Annotated in this window: 23 protein-coding genes and 6 pseudogenes; 13 read left to right on the top strand and 16 right to left on the bottom strand. The window is 60.5% G+C overall.

Translation table 11 applies throughout. The features are described 5' to 3' along the window. Positions 1-175: 175 nt before the first annotated feature. The 5 genes from Q3C01_RS17880 to Q3C01_RS17860 all read right to left on the bottom strand — a co-directional run bounded on the left by Q3C01_RS17880 (position 176) and on the right by Q3C01_RS17860 (position 3846). Positions 176-946 (bottom strand): anti-sigma factor family protein, encoded by a 771-nt coding sequence (locus tag Q3C01_RS17880; protein WP_458146629.1) that lies wholly within the window; start codon positions 944-946, stop codon positions 176-178. Beyond that, positions 943-1467, bottom strand: coding sequence for a sigma-70 family RNA polymerase sigma factor (locus tag Q3C01_RS17875; protein WP_458146628.1), 525 nt, complete (start codon positions 1465-1467; stop codon positions 943-945). The genes Q3C01_RS17880 and Q3C01_RS17875 overlap by 4 nt, the downstream gene beginning before the upstream one ends. Before the next feature lie 36 nt (positions 1468-1503). Then, entirely contained in the window at positions 1504-2958 is a 1455-nt protein-coding gene (locus Q3C01_RS17870) for a YncE family protein (protein ID WP_458146627.1), read from the bottom strand. A 9-nt stretch (positions 2959-2967) separates the two neighbouring features. Beyond that, on the bottom strand, positions 2968-3501 hold the full coding sequence (locus Q3C01_RS17865) for a DUF305 domain-containing protein (protein WP_458146626.1): 534 nt from the start codon (positions 3499-3501) through the stop codon (positions 2968-2970). Between the two features lie 204 nt (positions 3502-3705). Beyond that, positions 3706-3846 carry a hypothetical protein gene (locus Q3C01_RS17860; RefSeq protein WP_458146625.1) on the bottom strand — a complete coding sequence of 47 codons (141 nt, stop codon included), beginning with the start codon at positions 3844-3846 and terminating at the stop codon, positions 3706-3708. Positions 3847-3917: 71 nt separating this feature from the next. Here Q3C01_RS17860 and Q3C01_RS17855 point away from each other — a divergent pair, with 71 nt between their 5' ends. The 6 genes and pseudogenes from Q3C01_RS17855 to Q3C01_RS17830 form a co-directional block, all read left to right on the top strand. Beyond that, complete coding sequence (locus tag Q3C01_RS17855; RefSeq protein WP_458146624.1) at positions 3918-4100, top strand: recombinase family protein; 183 nt, start codon at positions 3918-3920, stop codon at positions 4098-4100. Continuing rightward, positions 4097-4471, top strand: a complete 375-nt coding sequence (locus tag Q3C01_RS17850; protein WP_458146623.1) for a recombinase family protein — start codon at positions 4097-4099, stop codon at positions 4469-4471. The genes Q3C01_RS17855 and Q3C01_RS17850 overlap by 4 nt, the downstream gene beginning before the upstream one ends. A gap of 314 nt (positions 4472-4785) precedes the next feature. Further along, complete coding sequence (locus Q3C01_RS17845) at positions 4786-5424, top strand: helix-turn-helix domain-containing protein (RefSeq protein ID WP_458146622.1); 639 nt, start codon at positions 4786-4788, stop codon at positions 5422-5424. A 135-nt stretch (positions 5425-5559) separates the two neighbouring features. After that, positions 5560-5769, top strand: a pseudogene (locus Q3C01_RS17840) (DUF5681 domain-containing protein); the annotation flags it as partial. A 39-nt stretch (positions 5770-5808) separates the two neighbouring features. Further along, positions 5809-6078 carry a hypothetical protein gene (locus Q3C01_RS17835; RefSeq protein ID WP_458146698.1) on the top strand — a complete coding sequence of 90 codons (270 nt, stop codon included), beginning with the start codon at positions 5809-5811 and terminating at the stop codon, positions 6076-6078. A 75-nt stretch (positions 6079-6153) separates the two neighbouring features. Further along, positions 6154-6330, top strand: a pseudogene (locus Q3C01_RS17830) (SDR family NAD(P)-dependent oxidoreductase); the annotation flags it as partial. On the opposite strand, the pseudogene Q3C01_RS17825 reads toward Q3C01_RS17830, so the two are convergent. Further along, positions 6325-6465, bottom strand: a pseudogene (locus Q3C01_RS17825) (SOS response-associated peptidase); the annotation flags it as partial. The pseudogenes Q3C01_RS17830 and Q3C01_RS17825 sit on opposite strands and share 6 nt — an antisense overlap. On the opposite strand from Q3C01_RS17825, the gene Q3C01_RS17820 reads away from it, so the two are divergent. Further along, on the top strand, positions 6428-6679 hold the full coding sequence (locus Q3C01_RS17820) for a DUF3551 domain-containing protein (RefSeq protein ID WP_458146621.1): 252 nt from the start codon (positions 6428-6430) through the stop codon (positions 6677-6679). The pseudogene Q3C01_RS17825 and the gene Q3C01_RS17820 overlap by 38 nt on opposite strands. 182 nt (positions 6680-6861) lie before the next feature. Here the strand turns inward: Q3C01_RS17820 and Q3C01_RS17815 are convergent. From Q3C01_RS17815 to Q3C01_RS17785, 7 genes and pseudogenes are all read right to left on the bottom strand, one after another. Next, a pseudogene (locus Q3C01_RS17815) lies at positions 6862-7469 on the bottom strand (YoaK family protein). Between the two features lie 94 nt (positions 7470-7563). Continuing rightward, the gene (locus Q3C01_RS17810; RefSeq protein ID WP_458146620.1) at positions 7564-8991 is read right to left on the bottom strand and encodes an alginate export family protein; all 1428 of its coding nucleotides are present in this window, start codon (positions 8989-8991) and stop codon (positions 7564-7566) included. Positions 8992-8999: 8 nt separating this feature from the next. Continuing rightward, complete coding sequence (locus tag Q3C01_RS17805; protein WP_458146619.1) at positions 9000-9908, bottom strand: glyoxalase; 909 nt, start codon at positions 9906-9908, stop codon at positions 9000-9002. A gap of 35 nt (positions 9909-9943) precedes the next feature. Beyond that, positions 9944-10369 carry a DoxX family protein gene (locus Q3C01_RS17800; RefSeq protein ID WP_458146618.1) on the bottom strand — a complete coding sequence of 142 codons (426 nt, stop codon included), beginning with the start codon at positions 10367-10369 and terminating at the stop codon, positions 9944-9946. Position 10370: 1 nt separating this feature from the next. Further along, positions 10371-12254 (bottom strand): amidohydrolase, encoded by a 1884-nt coding sequence (locus Q3C01_RS17795; RefSeq protein WP_458146617.1) that lies wholly within the window; start codon positions 12252-12254, stop codon positions 10371-10373. Continuing rightward, the gene (locus Q3C01_RS17790) at positions 12251-12535 is read right to left on the bottom strand and encodes a XapX domain-containing protein (protein ID WP_458146616.1); all 285 of its coding nucleotides are present in this window, start codon (positions 12533-12535) and stop codon (positions 12251-12253) included. The genes Q3C01_RS17795 and Q3C01_RS17790 overlap by 4 nt, the downstream gene beginning before the upstream one ends. Before the next feature lie 22 nt (positions 12536-12557). Continuing rightward, positions 12558-13208: a hydrolase gene (locus Q3C01_RS17785; RefSeq protein ID WP_458146693.1), complete on the bottom strand. Its 651-nt coding sequence runs from the start codon at positions 13206-13208 to the stop codon at positions 12558-12560. A 272-nt stretch (positions 13209-13480) separates the two neighbouring features. On the opposite strand from Q3C01_RS17785, the gene Q3C01_RS17780 reads away from it, so the two are divergent. The 4 genes and pseudogenes from Q3C01_RS17780 (at position 13481) to Q3C01_RS17760 (ending at position 17405) form a co-directional block, all read left to right on the top strand. Then, a complete protein-coding gene (locus tag Q3C01_RS17780) occupies positions 13481-15121 on the top strand; it encodes an MFS transporter (RefSeq protein ID WP_458146615.1) in 1641 nt (546 codons plus the stop codon). 129 nt (positions 15122-15250) lie between these two features. Further along, positions 15251-15641 (top strand): annotated as a pseudogene (locus tag Q3C01_RS44965) (SDR family NAD(P)-dependent oxidoreductase). 223 nt (positions 15642-15864) lie between these two features. Next, positions 15865-16626 (top strand): DUF899 family protein, encoded by a 762-nt coding sequence (locus tag Q3C01_RS17765; RefSeq protein WP_458146613.1) that lies wholly within the window; start codon positions 15865-15867, stop codon positions 16624-16626. Between the two features lie 239 nt (positions 16627-16865). Beyond that, entirely contained in the window at positions 16866-17405 is a 540-nt protein-coding gene (locus Q3C01_RS17760; protein WP_458146611.1) for an arsenate reductase/protein-tyrosine-phosphatase family protein, read from the top strand. Positions 17406-17796: 391 nt separating this feature from the next. Here Q3C01_RS17760 and Q3C01_RS17755 read toward each other — a convergent pair whose 3' ends face one another. Continuing rightward, positions 17797-17919 (bottom strand): ATP-binding protein, encoded by a 123-nt coding sequence (locus Q3C01_RS17755; protein ID WP_458146610.1) that lies wholly within the window; start codon positions 17917-17919, stop codon positions 17797-17799. Positions 17920-18033: 114 nt separating this feature from the next. Here Q3C01_RS17755 and Q3C01_RS17750 point away from each other — a divergent pair, with 114 nt between their 5' ends. Further along, the gene (locus tag Q3C01_RS17750; RefSeq protein WP_458146609.1) at positions 18034-18420 is read left to right on the top strand and encodes a hypothetical protein; all 387 of its coding nucleotides are present in this window, start codon (positions 18034-18036) and stop codon (positions 18418-18420) included. A gap of 603 nt (positions 18421-19023) precedes the next feature. Then, on the top strand, positions 19024-19170 hold the full coding sequence (locus tag Q3C01_RS17745) for a hypothetical protein (RefSeq protein WP_458146608.1): 147 nt from the start codon (positions 19024-19026) through the stop codon (positions 19168-19170). Positions 19171-19895: 725 nt separating this feature from the next. On the opposite strand, the pseudogene Q3C01_RS17740 reads toward Q3C01_RS17745, so the two are convergent. Continuing rightward, a pseudogene (locus Q3C01_RS17740) lies at positions 19896-20432 on the bottom strand (transposase); the annotation flags it as partial. A 239-nt stretch (positions 20433-20671) separates the two neighbouring features. Continuing rightward, positions 20672-22417, bottom strand: a complete 1746-nt coding sequence (locus tag Q3C01_RS17735) for an adenylate/guanylate cyclase domain-containing protein (protein ID WP_458146607.1) — start codon at positions 22415-22417, stop codon at positions 20672-20674. Between the last annotated feature and the right edge of the window lie 217 nt (positions 22418-22634).

Below are 22634 nucleotides of genomic sequence, written 5' to 3'. Positions count from 1 at the left end.
ACTCGGGAAAATGGCGGGGCCCAAACCTTCGAGCGCCGCCGGTTGAGGGACCTCTCCATAGTGGCTCGCGCCTGGATATCGATTTCATTCACCGGCGCGGCGAGCGCAAGCCTGACATCCGCCTCGCGCAGAAGTGCGCGAGGCGGCGTCTTCACCGCCACACCGGTGGCAAAACCTATGTCGCGCGCGCCTGTCTACGGACCTCGTTCGCGACCGGCCTTAAGGTCTCCGCCGGCGCCTCACCGACGAGGCTGTAGCCAATCCCGTCATCGGCCCAGGAAAACCCGGTGGCGCCGCCGTCTGACCGTGCCGTCATTGGTGCGTTCTGGTCGGCACTCATCGGCCGGGTCAGCACGACAATCCGGCTGCCGCGGTCGTCATCATACATGAACATCGCGGCTGGTCCGTGCTGGGTCGCAACCAGGCGCCCACCCATCAAACGGTAACCTGAGCTCGCCAGGTCCGGCACCCTGACGGGCCGATTGAGCCGGCCTGAGACCCATTGGACGAGCTGAGCGGCATCGGATGCCCGCATCTCGACCGGGCGCACCCGATCCGGTGCATAGACATTGTAGGAATAGGATGCTTCCTGCGCGAGCGCGGCCAGGCCGCTAGGTGATGCCTCCAGCGAGCCGCGCACGGCCCAGCCGCCAAATCCGCCCACGCTGAGCAGCAGCATCGCCGCGATCGCCCGCCAGGCCGGCGGAGAACGACGCCTCTGGCCCTCGATGATGCGTGACAGGTTCAACTCGGGTGGCAACGGCTCGTCGGCGATGGGCGCCAGCGCCGCGCGCAGCAGCTGGCGCTGGTCGGCAAAGCCGGCAACGCGTTTGGCGACATCCGGATGATCGGCGAGGTAGGAGCCGACTTCCGTCCGACGCTCTGGCTCGAGCACATCATCCACATAGGCGTGGAGATCATCCTCCGTGATCGGCCGGTTGTTCATGTCAGCCTCCGCATCGTCAACACTTTCCCTGATGCATCGGCGACACCGTCGAGCTCCTGCTGCAGCCTCTCGCGTGCGCGCGACAGGCGCGACATCACCGTGCCAATCGGAACGTTCAAGACTTTCGCGGCCTCCGCATAAGAGAGATCCTCGACTGCAACCAGCAGCAGCACGGCCCGCTGCTCCTCCGGCAGCCTTGCAAGCTTGTCCAGTACATCTTGATACATAAGCCGATGCTCCTGCACGGCGGCCCCTTGAAACTCGCCCTCACCCGCTTCCTCGATCGGCACATGCCTGCCGCGCGATGACGCCTGGCGGAATTGATCAGCCGAGAGATTATGCAGGATCGTGAACAGCCAGGAGCGCACGCTGCCGTCGCGCCGCTGATGCCAGCGGCTGACGGCGCGCTCCAGGCAGTCCTGCACCAGATCGTCGGCGTTGGCGCGGTTGCGAACGAGCGCGCGCGCGTAGCGGCGGAGGGCGGGGATCAGCGGCTCGACCTGAACCAACATATCCTTCATTGCGTCCTCCGCCTGCGTTCCTTCTTTCAGCGAACGTCAACGGGGCTCGATCTGGACGGCCTCGCCGGGCATGGCCGCGTCGCCGGGTGCGATCACAAGGTATCGCCTGTCGGCCTTGGCCCCCTGATCGACGATCTGCCGGATCGGGCCAGCGGCGTTGACGATAGCCGATCCTGCCGGATTCGTCATGAAGGCTGCGAGCGGCTGCAACGGGCCGCTGCCGTCCTCATTCTCGGCGAGGGCCAGCACATATTTCTGCTTGGGCTGGAGACCCGTCACCGAGGCCTGCAGGATCTGGATCAGGCCCTGGTCGAATAGCGACACGCTGGTTGGCGTCTTGCCATCGCCCGTCTGCTGCTTGGGCGCCAGGGTAAGATGCGCAACCTGACCGGCGACACCGAGCGGCTGCAGGTTCTCGCGGTCGTCGGGATTGGGCGCGGCGTTGGGGACATAGGCGATCGCCTGGGGTGCCTGACCGATCGGAATGTTCGCAATCACCTTGTTGGTCGCGGTATCGATCGCCGCCAGCGTATCGGCGTTCTCGAGGCCGACATAAACGCGCGAGCCGTCGCCCGACGGCCAGATGCCGTGCGGCAAGTTGCCGACCGGGATGGTCGCGACCTGCGAGAAATCATCGGTGCGGAACACCTTGACCTCGTTCCGGCCACCGACCGTGACATAGGCGAACGGTCCCTTCGTGGTGTATGCGAAGTTGACATGGTTCGTGATCGGGCCGGTGTCGATCGTCTTGATGAGGTTGAACGGGGGATGCGCGTCGAACACCTGCGTCTTGCCGACGTCCTTGAGCGTGAACCACACCTGCTTGCCGTCCGGCGTCGCAGCGATGTTCGGGCAGAACGGGCTTTCCTGCTTCACCTTGGCGACGATCTTGTGATCAGCAACCGTGACGACATCGGTTTCCGGATTGAACGAGGAGCAAATGTAGCCGTACTTGCCGTCGGGCGAGAAGATCTGCATGCCCGGGCCGCTCGGAGTTGTGATGCGTGTCTTCTCTTCAAAGCTCTTGGCATCGATCACAGAGATGTAGTTCTCACCGCGCACCGTGACCCACACTTCCTTGCCGTCCGGCGTATAGAATGCTTCATGCGGCGAACGGCCGACATACGTCACGTGCTTGACGGCGTTGGTCGCGGTGTCGATGAAGGTCACCGAATTCGAGCCGATCGATACCACCGCCAGCGTGCGGTGATCGGGCGAATAGCCCATGCCGTGGACGAGCACCTGGCCCTTGTAGAGCGGGCTGAAATTGAGGGGCTGCGGATCACCCAACCGGATCACGCCGAGCAGCTTGTTGTCGACGGGATCCGTCACCGAGACCGTGTTCGAGAACTGCTCGGCCGCATAAATGCGGTCATGATGGCTGATCGGGATGTCGGGCGAGGACAGCGCGCCGGGCGCTTGCCCTGCCCACGCAGCGGACCCAGTTGCGAGCATCGTTGCCGCCAAGAAGAATGTCTTCCACGTTTTCATGTTTCGCTCCTAGTGTTTCATTCCGGAGGACACGTCCATGTGCATGCCCGAATGATGGTGATCGTGTGCGGCCGGGAGGGCTTGCGGCTGCGTCGGCGCGGGCGTCGTATCGGTCGCCGGCTCGCCGATCGCGAGCTTCATCGCGGCGATCTCCTGCATCTGGTCGACGATGATTTCCTGTGCGATCCGCCGAAGCTGCTCGTTCTTGCCGTAGCGCAGCTCGATCACGGCCATGTCAATAGCGCCCTGATGATGCGGGTTCATCATGGCAACGAAGTCGCGATCGATATCGCCGGTCGGCTTCGCCGCCATGTCGCTCATCATCTTTGTCATCGCCGCGTCGTTCTCTTTCAGGAACGCAGATTCCTCTGCGCTGAGCCCTGCCGGAGGATCGGCCGGATGGACTTCATGCGCGAACGCGAGCGGCGGGATTGCGCAAGCAATGAGAACCCGCCCACCCAACAGGATCGCGGCGAGCGCTGTTTTTCGGAAACGACACCTGCTTGCGAGTGTCGCAAGGAATCTGCGAGACGGCTGGCGCATCTTGAACTCCCATCTTGATCGCATGGGGGTTTGACGAAGCAGCGCGCGTTCTATTCCAGACTGCTGCAAAGGTTCTTCGGCTGCGAGCAGCGGGCCTTCAAAAAAGCGAGCTGCAACAATGACTAAGGCACGACCTTCGGCCCGATCACAGAAACGTTAGCGCCCCACGAAATGCTCGCGCTGACGAATGATCGATTGTGTCGATCATAATGGCCAAAGTCTTGCGCTCGATGCGCTGCATTCCTCGATCTTCTTCTGCACGCCGCCGATGTCTGTCCAGTTGCGCAGCCCAATACCATCGTCGGCCGGGCGCAGATGCTCGCTTGGTGTGAGGCCAAGAGCCATCAGGCCGTCGCTGAATTTATCGAACCCGGCGCCTCGGCCACCGACGACAAGCGCCCCGTATTCGCGCGCAGATGATCGAGCGCGACTGCGACGGCGATCATGCGTTCGACGTCATCGCGGTGCACAGCCATAGCCGGTTCTTCCGCGATGGTTTCGGCCAGGAATTCTATCTGCGAAAGCTGGCCAAGCCCGGCGTCAAGCTCGTTTCGATCACGCAGCCGCTTGGTGATGACGATGATCCGTACAGGCAATGATGCGCAAGGTCATCGCACTATTCGACGAGTACCAGTCCAAGGAAAACGCAAAGCACGCCATCAGAAACATGAAGGCCAATGCGCAGCACGGATTCTGGAACGGCTCGCCGGTCCCGCTGGGCTATGTTCTCATCGAGGCCGAGAAGCGCGGTACCAAGATCAAGAAGACCTTGGCGATCGACCCGGTCGATTCCGAGACGGTTCGACTTATCTACAAGCTCTACCTTTATGGCGACGGCTCGTCTGGCGCCCTCGGCGTCAAGGAGGTCGTTAAGTGGCTCAACAGCCGCGGATATCGCACGCGGAGGGGCAAGACATTCAAAGGGCCGTCTTGGCCACCCGAAACGGCACCGCCCCGGGTTCGCAGATGAGTACTAAGTGGCGCTCCCTAGGGGAGCCGCCGATTTCAACAACATCAACAGGTTAGCGATGATGTTGGGGAAGACGACTTCTATTGCGATCCAATAGCTTTCTTCAGGCTTCCCCAACCCAAAAACCGCGACCCACGAAAATTAACCCCGGCAACCGTTCGCGCGGTTTCCGGGGTCACGTTCCGATGCCGCCTATGAGAGAGGCGATCATGCGTACGAGTAGGGCTGGAAAGCCCAAGGATCAAGACAGACGCGCTTCCACAACCGCGCAGAGGAAGCCGGAGCCGATCCACTATTCGAGATTGTGGCCAATCATGCGCGACCCGCGCCTAACCAGCACGGACAAGATCGTGGCGACCGCCCTGTTGCTAAAATTTCGCAACAAAGAGACGGGCCAGTGCAATCCGAGTTATCGGACAGTGGCTAACGCGATTGGCATGAGCAGGGACGCGGTGATGGACGCGGTCAAGCGCCTCAACGCGGCCGGTTATGTTGCCGTAAATGGCACGAAGGGCGGTTCAGTCCGCCACACCAACCAATTCGACTTTCCTTTGCCATCGACCGGTGGTGGCTATGCCACCGGTGAAGAGCACGCCACCGGTGGCACTGACGTGGATAAGAGTCGCGGGGCTGACACCAGTGGGGTGGAGCAGCCGCCACACGAACTATCTATTGAACCATCTAGAACCAACAGTGGTGATCAGGTCGAGGCAGATGGGCTGGATCGCTCGCTACCGCGCCCCATAGCGGGCGCGCTTCGCGATCCGCTGGAAAGAGAGCGTACTGAGGTAGTTCAAAATCGAATTGCGATGCGGCTCGGTAGCGACGGTTGGAACTTCCTGTTCTGTCTGTCGGAAAGCGATCTTGACCGGATTACCGAGCTTGAACGGCAAGCGGCACTCACAGATGAAGTCCTTGCCGCGATTAAGCTGAAAGGATCACTCAAGGGCTGAACTTTGCGGCAAGATCCACGGCGCGCGGTTAGTGCGGACGAGCCGCCTGCGAACCTACGAAATGATATACAAACGTTGGCGCGGCGGCGACCAGCGTCCTCGTCGCGCTTTAAGTCGCTGCCTTCGGAGCGAAGGATGCCACCTGCTAATACAGGACCGAAACAGGGCGGCCGGTTTCAGCCCGGCCGATCCGGCAATGCAGCCGGTCGCCCCCGGGGTTCGCGGAACGCCGCCACCCTTGCCTGCGAAGGGTTGCTCGATGGACAAGCGAAGGCGCTGACGGAGAAGGTCATCACGATGGCACTGGGAGGCGATCCAGTGGCAATGCGGCTCTGTATGGATCGGATTTGCCCGCCGCGGAAAGATAGACCGGTGGGCTTCCCAATGCGCCAAATCAACAACGCGCGCGACGCGGCTGACGCGCAGTCAGATTTGGCGGCCGCCGTCTCGGCAGGGGACATCACGCCGGCAGATGCCGTCGAGATTTCCAAAGTCCCAGCTAATGCAGCGAAGGCGCATGACATCGCCGACGCGGTCACCAATGCCGAACTGGTTAGGCAATGTTCCGATGCAGACCTCTATCGCATCATTGAGCGCGAAAGAGTTGTGGAGTACCGAGGCCGATTGCCTGGGTTATTGACAGACTTGGGGTGATCCCGGTGTCCAGTGTCACTGAGATTTAGTTGCCGGGGGCATGGACCATCTGATTGCCACAGCCTGTTGCGTCCCTACGGCTTGCACGGCGCTTTATTGGACACGCCGATCGAGCGCACGACAGACATGATCCAGCTCAACATCACGACGCTCACAGAGCTGACCTACCTGTTCGGCCGTGACATGGCCGCGCGGCGATCTGGACATATACTTCTCGTCGCCAGCCTCATGGCCTTCCAAGCCGTTCCCAGCAAAGGCGAACAGCGGACGATCCTCATTTAGCGCGATCCAGACCATATCCTTTTTCTTCGTCTCAGGGTTCGTCGCAGGCGGGTACTCAGCGAAGCTATTGGCTGGCACCAAGCAACGATTCTCCGGCTTGGGCCAGCCGGGGTTCGAAACGGCTGAAGAGCCATCGGCTGGCCTCGCCCTGCAAGGAACGGGGTGGGGCTATCCTGGCAACTGCCAGTTCTCAACCTACGACAAATGCAGGGGCAGTGCGTCTAGTACAGATGCCTACTGCGGTATCAATCCGGCATACGGATATGTGCACCAGCAGCGGGAATGGACACCAAACCATGGCGGAGTGCGCCATTTCTAGCGCCGCCGCCGCTTCGCGTTCGCAATCCGACGGAGCCGCCCCCGTTTCATTTGAAACCTGATCAATGAAATTCTACTTCGAGAAGATCCCGCACAAACCGTAGCCTGTCACCGTAGCTAGTTTCGCCTACCTACGACCAGTTTCTCGAACCGTCAGAAACTTCATGCCGACGCACATGGTCCTCAGACCGTCTGTTCTGACGAACCTACCACTCGAGCAACCAGGGAAACGAGACCTAGAACCGGCGGGAGTATAAAACACCGTTCACCGAACCACATAAACAGAAGGGCCGCTGCGCCGCAGCCCGCGGCAAATACGAGTACAATCACCGACATCCTCCTCAATCGAGTTGTCGGCCCTCTCCTGTTGCCTCCAGGAAGCAATACATCGGCCAGATCGATCATGATTTGCGTCGTCGTGCCGGTCATCAGCGTCGAGGGGGTACGCTTCCGAGATAGATCCGGTGTACAGCGTTCTGGATCGCCATGGCCGCAACGGGCACCATCCCGGTAATCACAGCTTGCCAGCTGTCGCCGTTCTGGAAAGGGCCGAACTTGATCGCAAGCGCGGCGCCGACGATCAACAGAAGGACCTTAAGGCCGAGCATGGCTTCGAAGATGAAGCGCCAGTGCTTTACCAGCGACGAGCTAAGGAGGCGGACGGCCATTACGACCGCACAAAAGACCGGAAGGGCCAAGACCTTCGCAATGGCTCCCGACGTGCCGAGAGCAAGCGACGCGCCAAGGGTCACGAAATTCCCGGTCACATGGGCCGTGAACAGACCTTGCAATGCGAGAAAACCCGCCGTGTCGACACAGCCCGCGGTGAAGCTCAACAGAAACGGCAGGATCATGGGACTTCTGCTTCGGTCGACACCGGGTACACTACCATCCGCGCTTGATCTCTACGCCGACGTAATTCGAGTCATGTCCGCCTGCGTTGCGCAGTGCATTGCCAATCGCGAAGTGCACCGCCTCGATTGCGAAGGAGGTTGCGCGGTCTATGGCCCAATCGAGCCGAACCTGGCCGTAGCTTCCGGTGTACGCCCCGGGCCGTCCCGCGGTGTTCGGGACGGCAACATCGGGCTGGGTATAGACCGCATCGGCCGTGTTCTGGCGCCATTGAGCCGCTGCCGCCAGCGTGATTTTCAGCGACGAGGTCGGGTTCAGCGTCAGGGACGGCTTGATGTGAATGAGGTTGGTGTACCCGGTGTAACTCGCAAGCGTAAAGTAGTAACCGTTGGGAAACAATGGATTGAATGTCCCAAAGGTTTGCTTGGTGTTTCCGTCACCAGACGCCGCGTCGAGCTGGATGCCTACCCTTGGGCTCCATTTCACGTCGGCGAAGGTGTAGCCAGCGAGTGAGCCGACAGCCCAAGCCTCGATCGGCTCGATGCCAATGCGTCCGGTTTGGTTCATCACTTCGAAGTCAAAATCGAAATGATTGGCGTTACCGTTCAAATGGGCATCGAAAATGTCTCTCCGCTCGTTGCCAGATGCATTTGGAAATCGCACGTTCCCCTGCGTGAAATTGGCATAGTAGCCAGCGATGAACAGCGACTCGGAAAATTTATACTCCGCCCGCGCCATCCCGAAGGTCTGCGTGCTGATGCTGCTGTAATCATCGAATATCGTAACGTCCCGAACCTGGACCGGTAGACTGTAAAAGGTGATAAACCGCCAGGGCCCTTTCTCGTAGTCCGCCCAGGCGGCGTCATAGGATTGTCGGACGTTGGGACCGTCACGAACGGATACAAAGCGCTGCAAATCGAAGGCAAATTGCTGCCGTCCGCCCCTCAGCTTCAACGTTCCGCCACCGACCGACTCGGTCAGAGCCACCCAACCCTGTTCAAGATCGAGTTTGTCCCGATCGACCGGCGTCAACATGGTCTTCCAGGGCGCATAGTCCGCCTGAAATTGCACGAACGCTTGGATTTGATTGTCTACGCGAAGATCAGCGTGGAACTCGTTTCGGCTGATAACGTAGTTCTGGCTGCGGTTCGGACCGGTGCCGAAGTTCGCGGCGTTGTTGGATTCGAAGCGCTCACGCGTGTTCGCTCCGAAGGAGAGATACGTGTATGGATCGACGCTGGACAGCGGAATATATTTGAACTCGTCCAACGGCTCATGCGGCACACGCGGGTTCGCGAGCACTGACCAGTCTTCTTGCCATCGGTTGAACATGATGGCCGGCCGCTGCGGCGTGGACCCTTGAGATTGATCATCCGCCCACGCCAACTGAGGCGCCGCCAAGCACATTAGGCGCGCCGCCCATTCCCTCCGCAAGCACAATCGTGCCAGCAGGAGTGCCATAGTGCCCCCTACTTCGGTGCGGCCGCGTGAATCTCCGCGATATATCCGCCGGGGAATTGTACCATAGCTTCGGACCGTCCGTCAGAGGTGTAGGGCTCGACGAGCACAGCGGCGCCCGAGGCCTTTGCTTTCGTCAGCGTTCCTTGCAAATCTTTCACCTCATAGCCGGTCAACTCGCGCCCATACGGGTAAGGCAGGTGACCGTCTGTGACGAGTATCGTCACCTTTCCGAACGCCGATTCAATGCGGATGCGCCTAAACGTATCCTTCGCTCGGCCGATTTCGACTCCTGCGGCATGCGCATCGTCGGAAACAACCTTCCCGTGCGAGAATCGGAGGAAGCCCCGGATAAAGGCATTCGCCCGTTCGGGAGAGACGTAGACGCGGTTCTCGGGGATGGTCTCGAATGCCGCATAGGACGGCTTCGTCGTGTGCCAATAGAGCTGCATGTTGACGCCGCCCGGCCACTGGATCACGGCGTCGCGTCCGATGGGATCCGGAAAAGAGGCTACCAGAACGTCAGCGCCTGAGTCCTTTGCGACCTTGATGGCTTCGTCAAGGTCGGTGACAAGATAACCTGTCCGCTCCGCCCCGAAGGGATAGGGGATCGGCGTCTTGAAGCCGAACAGAGACACGGTGCCCACAGGCGTCTGAAGAAGCTGGGAGGTCGTGCTGCTCGGCGTAGGCGTAACAGTTGCGACGACCTGTTTCGTGCTCTGGCCACCGAAGGTGGAAAGGAAGCTCGCCACGAACTTGTCGACGTCTTCGGGGGCCACATAGACGTGGGTGGTATCGTATTGGGCACCGACGCCGACCTCGGGCGAGGCCTCCGCCAGATCGCGCGCGATGGCGGCGGACGCGGTCGTCAGCAGCGATGAAATCAACAGGATCTCGACTAGATGACGCTTGCGGATCATGGGAAACCTCGAGCAGAAGAGTTGAGTGATAGTGATCAAGCGCCTCGCGAGCGCAAGGACAGGATTGACACAAGCACCAGGCCGGCGATCAGACCTAGATGCTCGAAAAAGGCATTCACGGCCAGGAAGCGATCGTGACCGGACTTGGTCCAGAAATCGTTTGCGGTGAACATGGCGACCGCAGTCAGCACGCCGAGCCCGCCGGCCCCTAGCCACACCCATCGTCCAAGAATGACGAGCGCGGAACCGCCGAGTTCGACGACAATAGCTGCCGCTGCCCAAAGCCACGCCGGCTGAAGTCCGAAATGCGCCTGCTCCGCGACAGCTCCCGGAAAATCGGCCAACTTCTGGATTCCGCCGATCAGGAAGGCCGACACCAAGGCTATCCTCGAGACCGGCAGCAACCAGGGCCAGGTGAGGATTGCCCTTATCGAGAGGGGAGTGTCGGCCTTGATGTTCATCTCAGACCGCCCAGCAGGCGCAACCGAGCGCACCCCAGAAGCTCTTGAGATCCGAAACCGGCAGCCTTCCGGACCATGCGCGCGCATGATCATGGCCGTGCACGGCGCAAGCATTGGCGCAGCCGCACATCTGCATCGCGTGTCTGCGGACGACCTGCGCCTTGCTGCCCTCTTCCGCCCAGCTGCCGTACCCACCGAAACTGCGCACCGGTGACCAGTCGGGCATCGCGGGCGGCTGCGCGGTATCGTCGAGAGCCTTGAACTCTCCCGCCCCGTAGACGATACGCCCGCCGACGACCGTGAGATCGCTCGTGATGTCGGCAATCTCGTCGTCGGCGCAGGAGAAGAAATCCCGATCGGGCACAATCAGGTCAGCGAACTGACCGACCTGGAGGCGCCCTTTCCTGCCCTCCTCGTTAGAGAACCAAGTGACGTTTTCGGTCCACATCCGCAACGCGGTCTCGCGATCGAGGCAATTGCGTTGCGGAAAGATGCGCAGACCTCCGACCGTCATACCGGTCACAAGCCAGGCCAGTGAGACCCAGGGATTGTAAGAGGCGACACGTGTTGCGTCGGTACCGGCTGAGATCTTTACGCCCTTGTCCATGATCTTCCTGATCGGCGGCGTCGCTTCGGCCGCACCGAAGCCGTAGCGCTCGACGAAATACTCGCCCTGATAAGCCATGCGATGCTGCACAGCGATGCCGCCACCGAGAGCGGCGATCCGGTCGATGGATTGATCGGAGATGGTCTCGGCATGGTCGAAGAACCAATGCAGACCGTCCAATGGCGTATCCTGATTGACCTTCTCGAACACGTCGAGGGCGCGCGAAATCGTCTCGTCATAGGTCGCATGAAGACGCCACGGCCACTTGTTCTGGACGAGAATGCGGACCACGTCCTCAAGTTCGCCCTCCATTTCTGGCGGCATGTCCGGACGCGGTACACGGAAGTCCTCGAAATCGGCCGCGGAGAACACCAGCATCTCGCCGGCACCATTGTGACGGAAATAGTCGGTGCCCTGCTTGTATTTCGAGGTCTTGGTCCAGTTCAGGAAGTCCTGCTTCTCTCCCTTCGGCTTCTGGGTGAACAGATTGTACGCCAGGCGGACGCTAAGCTGCCCCTCGTCCGAAAGCTTCTGGATGACCGCATAGTCTTCAGGATAGTTCTGGAAGCCGCCGCCGGCGTCGATTGCTCCGGTGACACCAAGGCGATTCAGTTCCCGCATGAAATGCCGGGTCGAGTTGACCTGATATTCGAATGGGAGCTTCGGGCCCCTGGCCAACGTCGCGTAGAGGATATTGGCGTTCGGCTTCGCCAGGAGCAGCCCTGTTGGATTGCCTTTGGGATCACGCACGATCTCGCCGCCGGGGGGCTCGGGCGTGTCCTTGGTGTATCCGACCACGCGCAGCGCAGCCGCGTTCAGCATGGCGCGGTCATAGAGATGCAGGATGAACACGGGTGTGTCGGGCGCGACGGCGTTTAGCTCGTCGATTGTTGGCAGGCGCTTCTCGGCGAACTGATGCTCGGTGAATCCGCCGACGACCCGCACCCATTGCGGCGGCGGCGTGATCGCAACTTGTTTCTTCAACATGGCCATGGCGTCCGAGAGAGACCAGACGCCGTCCCAGCGCAGCTCCATGTTGAAGTTGAGCCCACCTCGGATGATGTGGAGGTGGTTGTCGATTAAGCCCGGCAGCACACGCCGTCCCCTCAGGTCGACGATCCTGGTCGAAGGACCAGCAAGCTTCATCACATCGCTATCTTGTCCGACGGCGGTAAACAGCCCATCCTCGATCGCTACGGCGGTCGCTGACGGATTGGAGCGATCGAGCGTCGCGAACAGGCCGTGATGCAGGATCAGGTGGGGGCCCTGCTGACTCATGTTTGCTTCTCCGGATTCTTAAGACCATCAATGGGCCCGGCCGTGCGTCGACCGGGCAGCATGCCGAAGATGTGGGAATCGCAGCTCGAGAGATGGAATGCCTCCGAAAAGCTCGAGCCCCCTATCAGGAGTTTGGTAACCGGGATGATCTGCTCGCCAACCAGGATTCCCAGAAGCCCGACCAGCGCCACCAGCGGTGGCGCGGGGGAGCGCACGTTGAGGAGATTGTAGATCACTCCGACGAGGAGGCCTGCGGCCAGCGATAACACGTAGACCTTCATGACGGTCCTCCCTCTGGCGTTGCTATGCCGCCTTGCCGCCGGCCTCCGAAGCGTGTTCGCCAAGCGCCCACTTGGAGAAGCGCACCTGGATGCCGTAAGGCGAATGGGCGCGGAGGATATCCATCACGCCCTCGTAGGTCTCAGCGCGTGCCCAGTCCTGTTGCAGTTCGAAGACGTATTGGCAGGATGTGATCGGAACGGCGCCGGCTTGGACGAGGCGATCCATCGACCGGTTATGCGCTTCGATCGAAAGATCGCCGCACGCGTCGGCAGGAACGTAGATTTCGTATCCTTCCTTCAGCATGTCGAGGCTCGGGAACATCACGCAAGCTTCGGTCCAGAGGCCGGCGATGACGAACTTCTTCTTCCCGGTAGCGGCGACTGCCTTGCGGAAGTTCGCATCCAGCCACGAGTTCATAGAGGTCCGGTCGATGATTTCGTGATCCGGAAATAGCTCGGTCACCTCCGGCATGAAGGGGCCGGAAAACGAATCTTTGGCGACGGTCGATATCACGGTCGGAATCTTGAACAGTTTGGAAGCCTTGGCCAGGATCTGGATGTTGTTGAATACCGCCAGGCGGTCGTGCGATTGCACGCCTTGGTACATCGCGGGTTGATAGTCGATCAGCGCGATGGCGCTGTTTTGGGGGGTAAGCATCTCAACTTTCGACATGGTCATCTCTCCTGGTCGCGAGGTCAGTTTTGGCTTGCGATGCGGGCTATTCATTCCTGTGAAACTGGAAGGAAGGTCGTCGCTCCGGTCGACGTCGTCCGAACTTTGAACATCGAACAGCCTTCCTGGGAAAGGCGAAGACCCCTGAATTAATGCTAGGAGCAGCGATGCGGGTTGTCGAATAGTCAACAGCACTGACGTGCCAATCTGTTGCGCTTCGGTCGAGAAGCCGCCTAGCGCGACAAAACTCCATCCGATCGGTTAGTGAGAACATGACCAATCCCGACGACAGAACGGCGCCTGCAACCGCGGAACGACGAGCGTCCCCCTGGATCGCGTTTCACCACAGGACGTTTGCCGTGGTCTGGACGGCGACGGTCATCGCGAATGTGGGCACCTGGATGTACAACGCAGCGTCCGGATGGCTGATGACGGGCCTCAATCCCGATCCGCTCACGGTCTCCCTGGTCCAGGTCGCGAGTAGCCTCCCGATGTTCCTGTTCGCGCTGCCCGCCGGAGCGTTGGCCGACATAGTGGACAAGCGTCGTTTTCTCGTGGTTTCGGAAATCGTGATCACAGCGATAGCGGCGATGAGTGCGGTTCTCGTGTGGCTCGACTTGATCAATCCGTCGATCCTGCTGTTGCTCACATTCCTCCTCGGTTCGGGCGCGGCATTCACCGCTCCGGCATGGCAATCGATCGTGCCCCAGCTTGTCCCGAAGCGGGACCTGGCCGCGGCAGTGGCGAGCAATGGCGTCGGCGTCAACATCAGCAGAGCAATTGGGCCGGCTCTGGGCGGCGTCGTCATCGGTGCATTGGGCATCGCGGCGCCATTCTGGATTAACGCATTAAGCAATTTTGGGGTCATAGGAGCCCTGCTCTGGTGGCGCCCGCCATCTTCGCAAGGGACCGGGCTTCCGCCGGAACGTCTGACGGGCGCTATGGTGATCGGCTTCCGGCACGCGCGATACAACCCGAATTTGCGAGCAACTCTCATAAGAGCGGTGGCGTTCTTCTTCTTCGCGAGCGCGTATTGGGCGCTGCTTCCTCTCGTCGCGCGCGATCAGATCGCGGGCGGCCCTGAACTCTACGGCATCTTGCTGGGCGCCATCGGCATCGGCGCCGTCGTCGGCGCGTTCGCATTGCCCTGGATGAAGGCGGTTCTCGGGCCCGACCGGCTCGTTGCGGCCGGCACGCTCGGTACGGCGATCAGCCTCATTCTGCTCGGTGTTGCGCATCATTCCGCGGTCGGCTTGGCCGCCTGCGGTGTTGCAGGCAACTCATGGATTGCCGTGCTCGCAACTCTCAACGTCTCGGTTCAGATGTCGTTACCAGATTGGGTGCGGGGACGCGGATTGGCCATGTTCGTAACCGTATTCTTCGGGGCGATGACCGCCGGCAGTGCGCTCTGGGGGCAACTTGCTTCAGCGTTCGGCTTGCCCGCAGCGCACTTTCTCGCGGCCGCCGGTGCGTTGATTGGAATTGCGTTGAGCTGGCGCTCGAAGCTTCAGGCCAGTACCGGAGTGGATCTCGCGCCCTCTATGCATTGGCCGGCTCCGGTTCTGGCCATCGATGCAGAGCCTGATCGTGGGCCCGTATTGGTCACCATTGAATATCGCATCGATCCCGAGAAAAGTAATGCTTTCCTGGCTGCGATCCGAGATCTCGGCCGGCAGCGACGGCGGGACGGCGCCTACGGCTGGGACGTCTTCGAGGATGCCGCCGAGAAGGGACGTTTCCTGGAGACTTTCATGCTCGCGTCCTGGCTCGAGCACCTCCGGCAGCACCAGCGCGTAACGAATGCGGATCGCATCGTTCAGGATGCCATCCGCCAGTTCGACGCTGCGGCAGAGCCCGAGGTCACGCACTTCATCGCTGCGACCTTTCAGCCCTCGCCTGGTTCATCAGAATGAGGCAAACTCGGGTGAGGGTAAGCGGCAGTCGAACTGTTGCGCACAAACCGACGGACAACAGTCCTCGAACAGAGGAATGGCGGTAGTGCGAACCCGTCGAGCATCTGCGGCCAAGCCTCGGCCCGTGCGATGGCGGAAACGGGCCGCGGACGCATCATCAACATTGCGTCGGTGTCTGGTCAGTTCGGTGGCACCGGGCGGGTCGCCTATGGTGCGTCGAAAGCAGGGATCATCAGTCTCACTCAGGCTATGGCGATGGAGCTGTGGACGTACGGCATAACCGTCAACGCCATCGCGCCCGGCCCGACGCAGGTAGCCCGTTTGGCTCATGGTCCTCGCCAGCGGGAGGCTTTCTCTCGCGCGCATGGCCCTAAAGCGGTACGCGCAGCCGCCCGACATTGCGGCCGCAGCTGCTTTCCTCGCATCCGCCGATGCCGCCCACATCACCGGCCATGTGCTCAATGTCGATGGCGGTTTTGCGGCTGCCGGTGTGTTGTTCGATGCGTCGGACGAACGCTGACGGCCGGCGAGCTGCGCATTTCCTAAGCCGGCGCTACTCGGCCTTAAATTGGCCCATAGCGGCGGTTTCGCAATGTCCGCAATCTTCCCGCTCACGCCCGCCAATAGCAGACGCCAGAGATACTGCCCGGCCGCGAATCGGGGACAGAGAATCCTTCTGATCAGTGTCGGCAGGCAACTGCTCCATTCGTCCTTGGAAGCGACATCAAGGAGAGGAGGCCCTTATGAAAGTCAGGTTTCCGAACGAATCATCCGATTACCGCACCGCGCGCGAAGATTTACTCAAGCGCGAACTACAATTGCGTCGGGAGATGGAGTCGGTCGCTACCGAACTCAGGACGCTTCCTCCCGGCGGCGAAGTGCCGGAGGATTATCTCTTCGATTGCATTGGGGAGAATGGCGCCAAAGCGATGGTTCCGATATCCGGGCTCTTCAGCGGCGGCGACGCGCTGATGCTCTATCACTTCATGTTCCCCCGACACGCGCAGGACACGCGGCCGGGCCCTGCGCGGGGAGTCACTGCGGAGCTGACGCTCGCTGAGGGCCCATGCCCGTCCTGCACTGCGCTTATCGACACTTGGGACGGTGCGATGCCCCACTTTGAAGGGCTCGGTGGCAATCTGGCGGTTGTGGCAAAGGCCCCAATCGAGCAGATCGCGGCGTTCGCGCGGGACAGGGGCTGGAAGCACATCCGACTGTTGTCGGCCGCGAACAATAGCTTCCGCCGCGACTATGGCGGCGATGGTCCCGATGGCCAACCCGTTCCGATCATGACGGTCTTCAGGCGGTGGCCGGACGGTGCGATCCGCCTGCACTGGGCAAGCGAGTTGATCAACGCGGCAACCGATCCGGGACAGGATCCGCGACATCTCGGAACTGTCGAGCCGCTCTGGACCCTGTTTGACTTGACCCCGGCTGGGCGTCCCCCCGTTGACGAGCAGATCGACTACCCGTGCTGTGGCGATGACGCTCGCCGTCGTGGGTGACCACGATCTGGGCTGGAAGACATAGCGTCAACTCGCGGCGTCCGTTTCGGATCACGAGCCGTAATGCGCGCGGAGCAAGTCGGGTCGGTTGTTCTGGCTCCGAAGGACCTCCGCGCGTCACGCCAGATTGGTCGAGATGATGGGTGACATTCGAAATGAAGAGGCCGCCAAACTGAGGCGGCGTGGAACCCGAAGACACTTTACCGATTGTATCTTTCGCACCCAGATGGAGCCTTGGCATGCCAGACGGCCACTACAACGTGCTCTTTCTCTCAAATCGGAACTCGGCGCGTAGCATTTTCGCCGAAGCGGCGTTGAACCGCATTGGGCGCGAACGCTTCACGGGTTTTAGCGCGGGGTTGCGTCCGGCCAGCCACCTTGATGATTTGGCAGTCGACGTTTTGACGGTCGCGGAATACCCCACGGTGGGGCTACATCCCAAGCATTGGAAAGAGTTCGCGAAAGCCGATGCCCCGCCTTTGGATTTTGTGTTCACGCTGTGCGACATCGAGGCCGGAGAGCCGCTGCCGCATTGGCCGGGCCGTCCGGTAACCGGCGATTGGCGTTATCCCGATCCCCTGAAGCTGGACGACAATCGGGAACGGCGTGGTGCTCTCGCCTCCACGCTCGCTGGTCTTGAACGACAGATCCTGGCCTTCATGCAACTACCCCTTCGGTCACTCGATGAGATCAGTCTGCGCGAGCGATTGAAAGAGCTTGGCCATGGTGTCGGCAGCGATAATCGTGCGCCGAATCCAAATGTGGCGCGGCGGTCGTGAATTGCATTTTGCGGCGGCGGCTCAATTTGCTGGTGAGCATGGCAGCCTAGCATGTTTGAGCCAACGCCGGAACGTAGCTTCGCTGCAGGGGGGCGCGGGCTTCGCATTGGGTATTTCCAAGTGAGCACAACGAGTCCGCTATCGCTCCGAAATTCCGTCAAAGCGGACGTCGCCGATCGGCGGGGTTGGGCCATGCGTGGACGGGATCGGCCTGTTAGTGCGGTACGCATGACCGCTGGCCATAATGCCCTCCGCGGATCAGGTCCCGGTCAACAGCGCGCATTCGAAGATGCTGTGGCCCATGTGGGTTGTCCTGATCGTCGGATCGACCGGCGCTGCATTACGTGCTGTTCGCCCTCCCAACCGTTACGTCACACCCGGATGTCCGGCGCTATTCCTTACGCCGCGATTGCGGCCTCCCGGTAGCGCTACCGCGAGGCACGTTCGTGGTCACCCACAATCGTCCGCTGTGTGCTTCCACGATTGAACGGCAGATAGACAGCCCCAGCCCCAAGCCGTTCGGCTTAGTCGTGTAGAAGGGCTCAAAAAGCGCTCAAGAGTTGCTGCCGCCAGTCCCGGCCCCGAATCTGCAATCCTGACGAGTACGCTGTGCGACCCGTCTTTCCCGGTGCAGATCAGCAAGCACTCCACGCAAATCGCGGAGAGCGATGATCGAATCCGCGATGTCCCCCGGCACCACCGCGCCGCCCGCCGAGTTGACGCCTTCGCCAATGACGCGCGTCATAGAAATCCCGTTCCTTTCCCACCAAGGCTCCGGCTATGGGGTATCGATGAAACTCACCGCCAAACGTCCGTTTGCCAATCCAGAAGCCGCCGCCGGCAGCTCGTCAAGCTTGCCGCTGGCATCGAACCCGTCCAGGACGGCCGCATCCGTATCGAGAAGATCAACGCGCCGTTCCTCTACCCCCTGGAGGCCAGCGGCCCGGAGATCGGCGCCGGCATCAAGTTTGCGGTCGAGCGCGGCTGGCTCGAGCTTCACGAGAGCGGGACCTAGGTGCGGCTCCTGAAGGACGAGGGCGCCAACTTAGGCTGAGCCTGCTGTGCCGGCACATGCTGGGACGAGCTCATCACCCGCGGGGCGCCGTCGCTATAAGTGGTCGACTGAATTTGGCTCTTGCGCAGTGTTTCCAATACCAGAAAGAATTTTTCGCACAGCATTTGTCAAACTCCGCTGTTTAACGTAGCTGTCATACATCAGTTATATTGCTGCCCTTTTTCGCCATGCTTCAGAAGTGGTTTCTTCGAGCTAGCCAATTGCTTCGCGGGGAGAAACACCCGGCGAAAAAATCCATCATAGCGTATGTGTGCGCCGCAAAATGGCAGACCGGGGATGGGCCGGTGCCTTGAAGATCCGATAGAGGTTGACGGTCGCAAGCTGCTGACGCTGCGTGACGCTGGCGAGTACATTGCCAGGCTCCCCAAGGCCCGTGCACGACGCGCCGGAATGGCAAGCTGCGATGGAGCTCTGATCTTGGTGGCAGAGCAAGACGGCCCCGATGTTCGCCCGGATCGGGATTATGCGATCCTTGAACCGCGGCAAGCCGCCTCCAGATGCCGGACCGCGGCACAAGAAAGCCAAGGCGTATAGGGTGATCCGATGACAGTCTTCGTCTACGTCAACACAAGCAAGCAGGTGGGCGACAAGGACCACATCAAGGTTTTCGCCAGCCAGGACGCCGCAGAAACATGGTTTGAGGAGAACGATCCCGAGGGCGCGGCGTTCGAGTATGAGGTTCTGGAATGAGCCGTATCGGCCGCCGGCAAACCGCGCTAAAGTCGGTTTGATGAAGGCAAAACGTCAATGTCCAAATTGTGCAGCAGAATATTTGATTGTTCGCGTCGAAGCGGGACCTAAATTCGACGAGCAACTGCTTTGCACGAGTTGCGGCGGCCCTTTACAGAACCGCGAGGGAAAATTCGCGCTGAAATACTTCCGTCGAGCCGGGCCGGAAGCTAGCTACCGAAATGGTCGACAACCTAAATTGCGCTGAGCTTCAGATGAAGAAAAGCGACGTTACCTGCCCTGATTGCGGTGCTGGCTATCGCCGGATTGAGCTTGAAACGCTAGCAGGCCAACCCGGGGAGTACCGGTGCGTGATCTGCGATCGGGTCCTAGAGCGCTTCGACGGTTCGCAGGCGATCGCGTTTCGATTGACCATTCAGCCGTCAGACTTGTGGCCTGAGCGCCAACTCGGCCATTCTAGGCCATAGACGACGGGCATGGTGATCGCTGGCTTGCCACTGGCTACCGCTCTCTATGCCCCCTTCAGCGGTGGGGCGGTATTTGAATTGATTTCAGATAGATGCCGACCAGCCTCTGCAGGCATCCTCGCGGATCGAAAAATCTGAAGGAGCGTCATTGCCGCGATCGGGGTTGACGGCGAAGGTAACGAGCGCTTCCACCAATCCACGAAAAGCGGTGGAGCATTCGTTCTCGACCCCACGACTTGATGATTAAGTGGTCGTCCGTTAAGAAGCCGATTTGAATGCCGGCGCGAGGGCGAGTGCTCGGCATAGGGCGAGCAAGATCAGGCGCAATCGAAGTCTGAGCCAGGCGAGGACGAGGCGGAGATTGTGGCCGATTGCAGTGAGGACGACGTTGGCAGCATCGCCCTCGCGACCCTTGAGATGACAGCGGCCGAGGTGTCCGTCCTTCATGTGACCGATCACAGGTTCGATGGCAGAGCGGCGCCTGAGCTCGCGTTTGATCACTCCGAACACGCCACGCTTCTGGCCCGAGATGAAGACGCGGTGCGGATTTGATGCGTTGTGACCGCGATAGCCCTTGTCGACATAGGCCCGCTCGATCGGGCAGCCGGTGAGCTTCTCGGTGGCGTCGATGATGTCGCCGAGTGTGTGGCCGTCATATGGGTTGCCCGGCAGTGCCTTGGCGTGTAGCACGAACTGGCCGCCCGGGGCACGGGCGTTGGTGGTGACGATTGAGGCTTTAACGCCGAACTCATAAGGGGCTGAGGCCTTGCCCTTGCCGATGCATTCGACCTCGGGCATGACCTGCTTGCGCCGCAACTGCCGATTCGTTTTTCAACGACCACCCTTTGGCACATTCGATGCCGGGAGCGGCGTCGTCCACCACATCATTCGCGACTGAGCCGGGCAGTTGCTCACTACCAATCGATGTCCGCTTCGGTCCCGATAGCGACCGCTTTTGAGCAGACGCAGCAAATGAACGCGAAGGGCCAATTGCCGACTCATGCACCGCTGCAAAACGTGTCACCAAGCGCGGTTTACTCGGGCAACCCCGCTTTCCGAAGACCCTCAATCACCAGCCTCGCGTTTGGTTGTCCACCCCGGGCGAGCCATGCCGATATTGTAAACGCGGGGTCGACCTCAAGCAGACGCGCCGCCGCCTCACGGGCCTCTGCATCACGTCCGAGAAGGGCGAAAGCGGATGCGAGACAGCGGTAAGCTACCGGAAAGGATGGGTTCTGACGTTGGGCTTTCTTCGCGGAGACGATGGCCTCGTCAAAGCGACCAAGCTCAATCAAGGCAGACCCTATCCCGCCAAATGCGTTGTATATCGCCGGATCTACCGGGCTGATGCGAATGGAACGTTCAAAGCTCCGAACCGCTTCCTCAGGCCGCCCCGCAATTCTATAGACGTGGCCTCTGGCGCCCCATGCGACATATGAATTTGGGTTGAGCGCGACCGCCCGGTCAGCCATTTCGATCTCACTTTCACAGTCGCCGACCAAGAACGCTGAGATTACAGCAGCCGCTGCTAACGTGTCTGGATCACTATCGTCGAGGCTCAATGCCAAGCGAGAAAGTCGAACTGCTTCCTTGCGGTCGAATTGGGGATCGTCAGCATAGCCCCAAATGACGTTTTGCATGTGACCGACACCTGCCAGAGCAGTGGCCAACCCGAACCGAGGGTCCAGCTCCAAAGCGCAATGAGCCAGCTTGATCCTCTCGGCCAACCCTTCGCGGGTCGCCACGTAAGACTGCTGCCTAGCTCGGAGATAAAAATCATATGCGGTGAGGTTCTCCGGTCGCCGCCCCGTCGATATTGCAATTTCTGTCTGAAGCAATTTTGGCTGAATGGCGGAGACAACCGCGACCGTGACTTCGTCCTGGAGCGCGAAAACGTCTGTCAGGTCGCGCTCGAACCTGTCCGCCCAGATGTGCGCGCCCGTCACCGCATCAACCAACTGCCCTGTGATGCGAACTTTTCCCGACGCCTTCCGCACAGACCCCTCAAGGACATAGCGCACGCCAAGCCTGCGTCCGACTTCCTTGACGTCGACGGCGCGGCCTTTGAAGGTGAAGCTCGAGTTGCGAGCGATCACGAACAGCAATTTGAACCGCGAGAGCGCGGTGATGATCTCCTCAACCATCCCGTCCGCAAAATACTCCTGCTCGGGATCACCGCTCATGTTCTCAAATGGCAACACAGCGATGGACGGCTTGTCCGGGAGTGGAGGAGCCGCACTCAGCCGCTCGGTCGGCGCGCCATGCGCTCCCGCGCATACAGCGTAAGCGCGGACCGGTTTAGAGATGTTTTTGAGCTGCTGCTGGCCGCGATCCTCGAAGCCAACGTCCAACTTGCCTTCAACTTCGCTGTAAACCTTCTCGGAAATCAGGATGCCTCCCGGATTGGCGATCCCTTCCAGCCGGACAGCAATGTTGATCCCGTCGCCGTAGAGGTCTCCGTCCTGCCCGACGATGACGTCACCTAGGTTGAGCCCGATGCGTAACCTGAGGGGACTGCTGTCCGAGGTGAGACAATCCTGTATCTCAACTGCGCATCTCACGGCGGCCAAGGGACTCGCGAACTCGGCGAGAGCGCCATCACCCGTAGTCTTGATAAGTCGCCCTTCGTGGCGGGAGAGGCTGGGCTCGATCAATTCCCGCTTGAGCCGCTCGAACTCGGCGTATGTGGCTTCCTCAGCGCGTTGCATCAACGCAGAGTAACCGACCACGTCGGCGGCCAAGATTGCCGCTAGCCGCCTTTGAACGCGCGGCTCGGTCACAGCCCCTCCGAACGACCAGACTTACCACGCCGCTGGCACAAGGAAGAGCCTAGCACTTTGTTGCAGACCTGCGAGCGGCAATCGCCTATTTTGCCCCAAGCGGCATTGCCAGGCCCGTGGCACGGACTGCGTTCGCTTTTCCGTGCCGGGAAGGCAAGCGCCCCGGCCAATTCAATGCACTGTCTCTTATGGGTCAATCGCGTCATTTTCGAACCGT

It is taken from the genome of Bradyrhizobium sp. UFLA05-109 (genome assembly GCF_054185165.1).
This window is presented reverse-complemented; position numbering and strand designations above follow the sequence as displayed.

Bases quoted from the DNA above. Each gene is read 5' to 3' on its own strand.
- Q3C01_RS17880 (WP_458146629.1), bottom strand. From the start codon at position 946: ATGAACAACCGGCCGATCACGGAGGATGATCTCCACGCCTATGTGGAT.
- Q3C01_RS17875 (WP_458146628.1), bottom strand. From the start codon at position 1,467: ATGAAGGATATGTTGGTTCAGGTCGAGCCGCTGATCCCCGCCCTCCGC.
- Q3C01_RS17870 (WP_458146627.1), bottom strand. From the start codon at position 2,958: ATGAAAACGTGGAAGACATTCTTCTTGGCGGCAACGATGCTCGCAACT.
- Q3C01_RS17865 (WP_458146626.1), bottom strand. From the start codon at position 3,501: ATGCGCCAGCCGTCTCGCAGATTCCTTGCGACACTCGCAAGCAGGTGT.
- Q3C01_RS17860 (WP_458146625.1), bottom strand. From the start codon at position 3,846: ATGGCTCTTGGCCTCACACCAAGCGAGCATCTGCGCCCGGCCGACGAT.
- Q3C01_RS17855 (WP_458146624.1), top strand. From the start codon at position 3,918: ATGATCGAGCGCGACTGCGACGGCGATCATGCGTTCGACGTCATCGCG.
- Q3C01_RS17850 (WP_458146623.1), top strand. From the start codon at position 4,097: ATGATGCGCAAGGTCATCGCACTATTCGACGAGTACCAGTCCAAGGAA.
- Q3C01_RS17845 (WP_458146622.1), top strand. From the start codon at position 4,786: ATGCGCGACCCGCGCCTAACCAGCACGGACAAGATCGTGGCGACCGCC.
- Q3C01_RS17835 (WP_458146698.1), top strand. From the start codon at position 5,809: ATGCGCCAAATCAACAACGCGCGCGACGCGGCTGACGCGCAGTCAGAT.
- Q3C01_RS17810 (WP_458146620.1), bottom strand. From the start codon at position 8,991: ATGGCACTCCTGCTGGCACGATTGTGCTTGCGGAGGGAATGGGCGGCG.
- Q3C01_RS17805 (WP_458146619.1), bottom strand. From the start codon at position 9,908: ATGATCCGCAAGCGTCATCTAGTCGAGATCCTGTTGATTTCATCGCTG.
- Q3C01_RS17800 (WP_458146618.1), bottom strand. From the start codon at position 10,369: ATGAACATCAAGGCCGACACTCCCCTCTCGATAAGGGCAATCCTCACC.
- Q3C01_RS17795 (WP_458146617.1), bottom strand. From the start codon at position 12,254: ATGAGTCAGCAGGGCCCCCACCTGATCCTGCATCACGGCCTGTTCGCG.
- Q3C01_RS17790 (WP_458146616.1), bottom strand. From the start codon at position 12,535: ATGAAGGTCTACGTGTTATCGCTGGCCGCAGGCCTCCTCGTCGGAGTG.
- Q3C01_RS17785 (WP_458146693.1), bottom strand. From the start codon at position 13,208: ATGTCGAAAGTTGAGATGCTTACCCCCCAAAACAGCGCCATCGCGCTG.
- Q3C01_RS17780 (WP_458146615.1), top strand. From the start codon at position 13,481: ATGACCAATCCCGACGACAGAACGGCGCCTGCAACCGCGGAACGACGA.
- Q3C01_RS17765 (WP_458146613.1), top strand. From the start codon at position 15,865: ATGAAAGTCAGGTTTCCGAACGAATCATCCGATTACCGCACCGCGCGC.
- Q3C01_RS17760 (WP_458146611.1), top strand. From the start codon at position 16,866: ATGCCAGACGGCCACTACAACGTGCTCTTTCTCTCAAATCGGAACTCG.
- Q3C01_RS17745 (WP_458146608.1), top strand. From the start codon at position 19,024: ATGACAGTCTTCGTCTACGTCAACACAAGCAAGCAGGTGGGCGACAAG.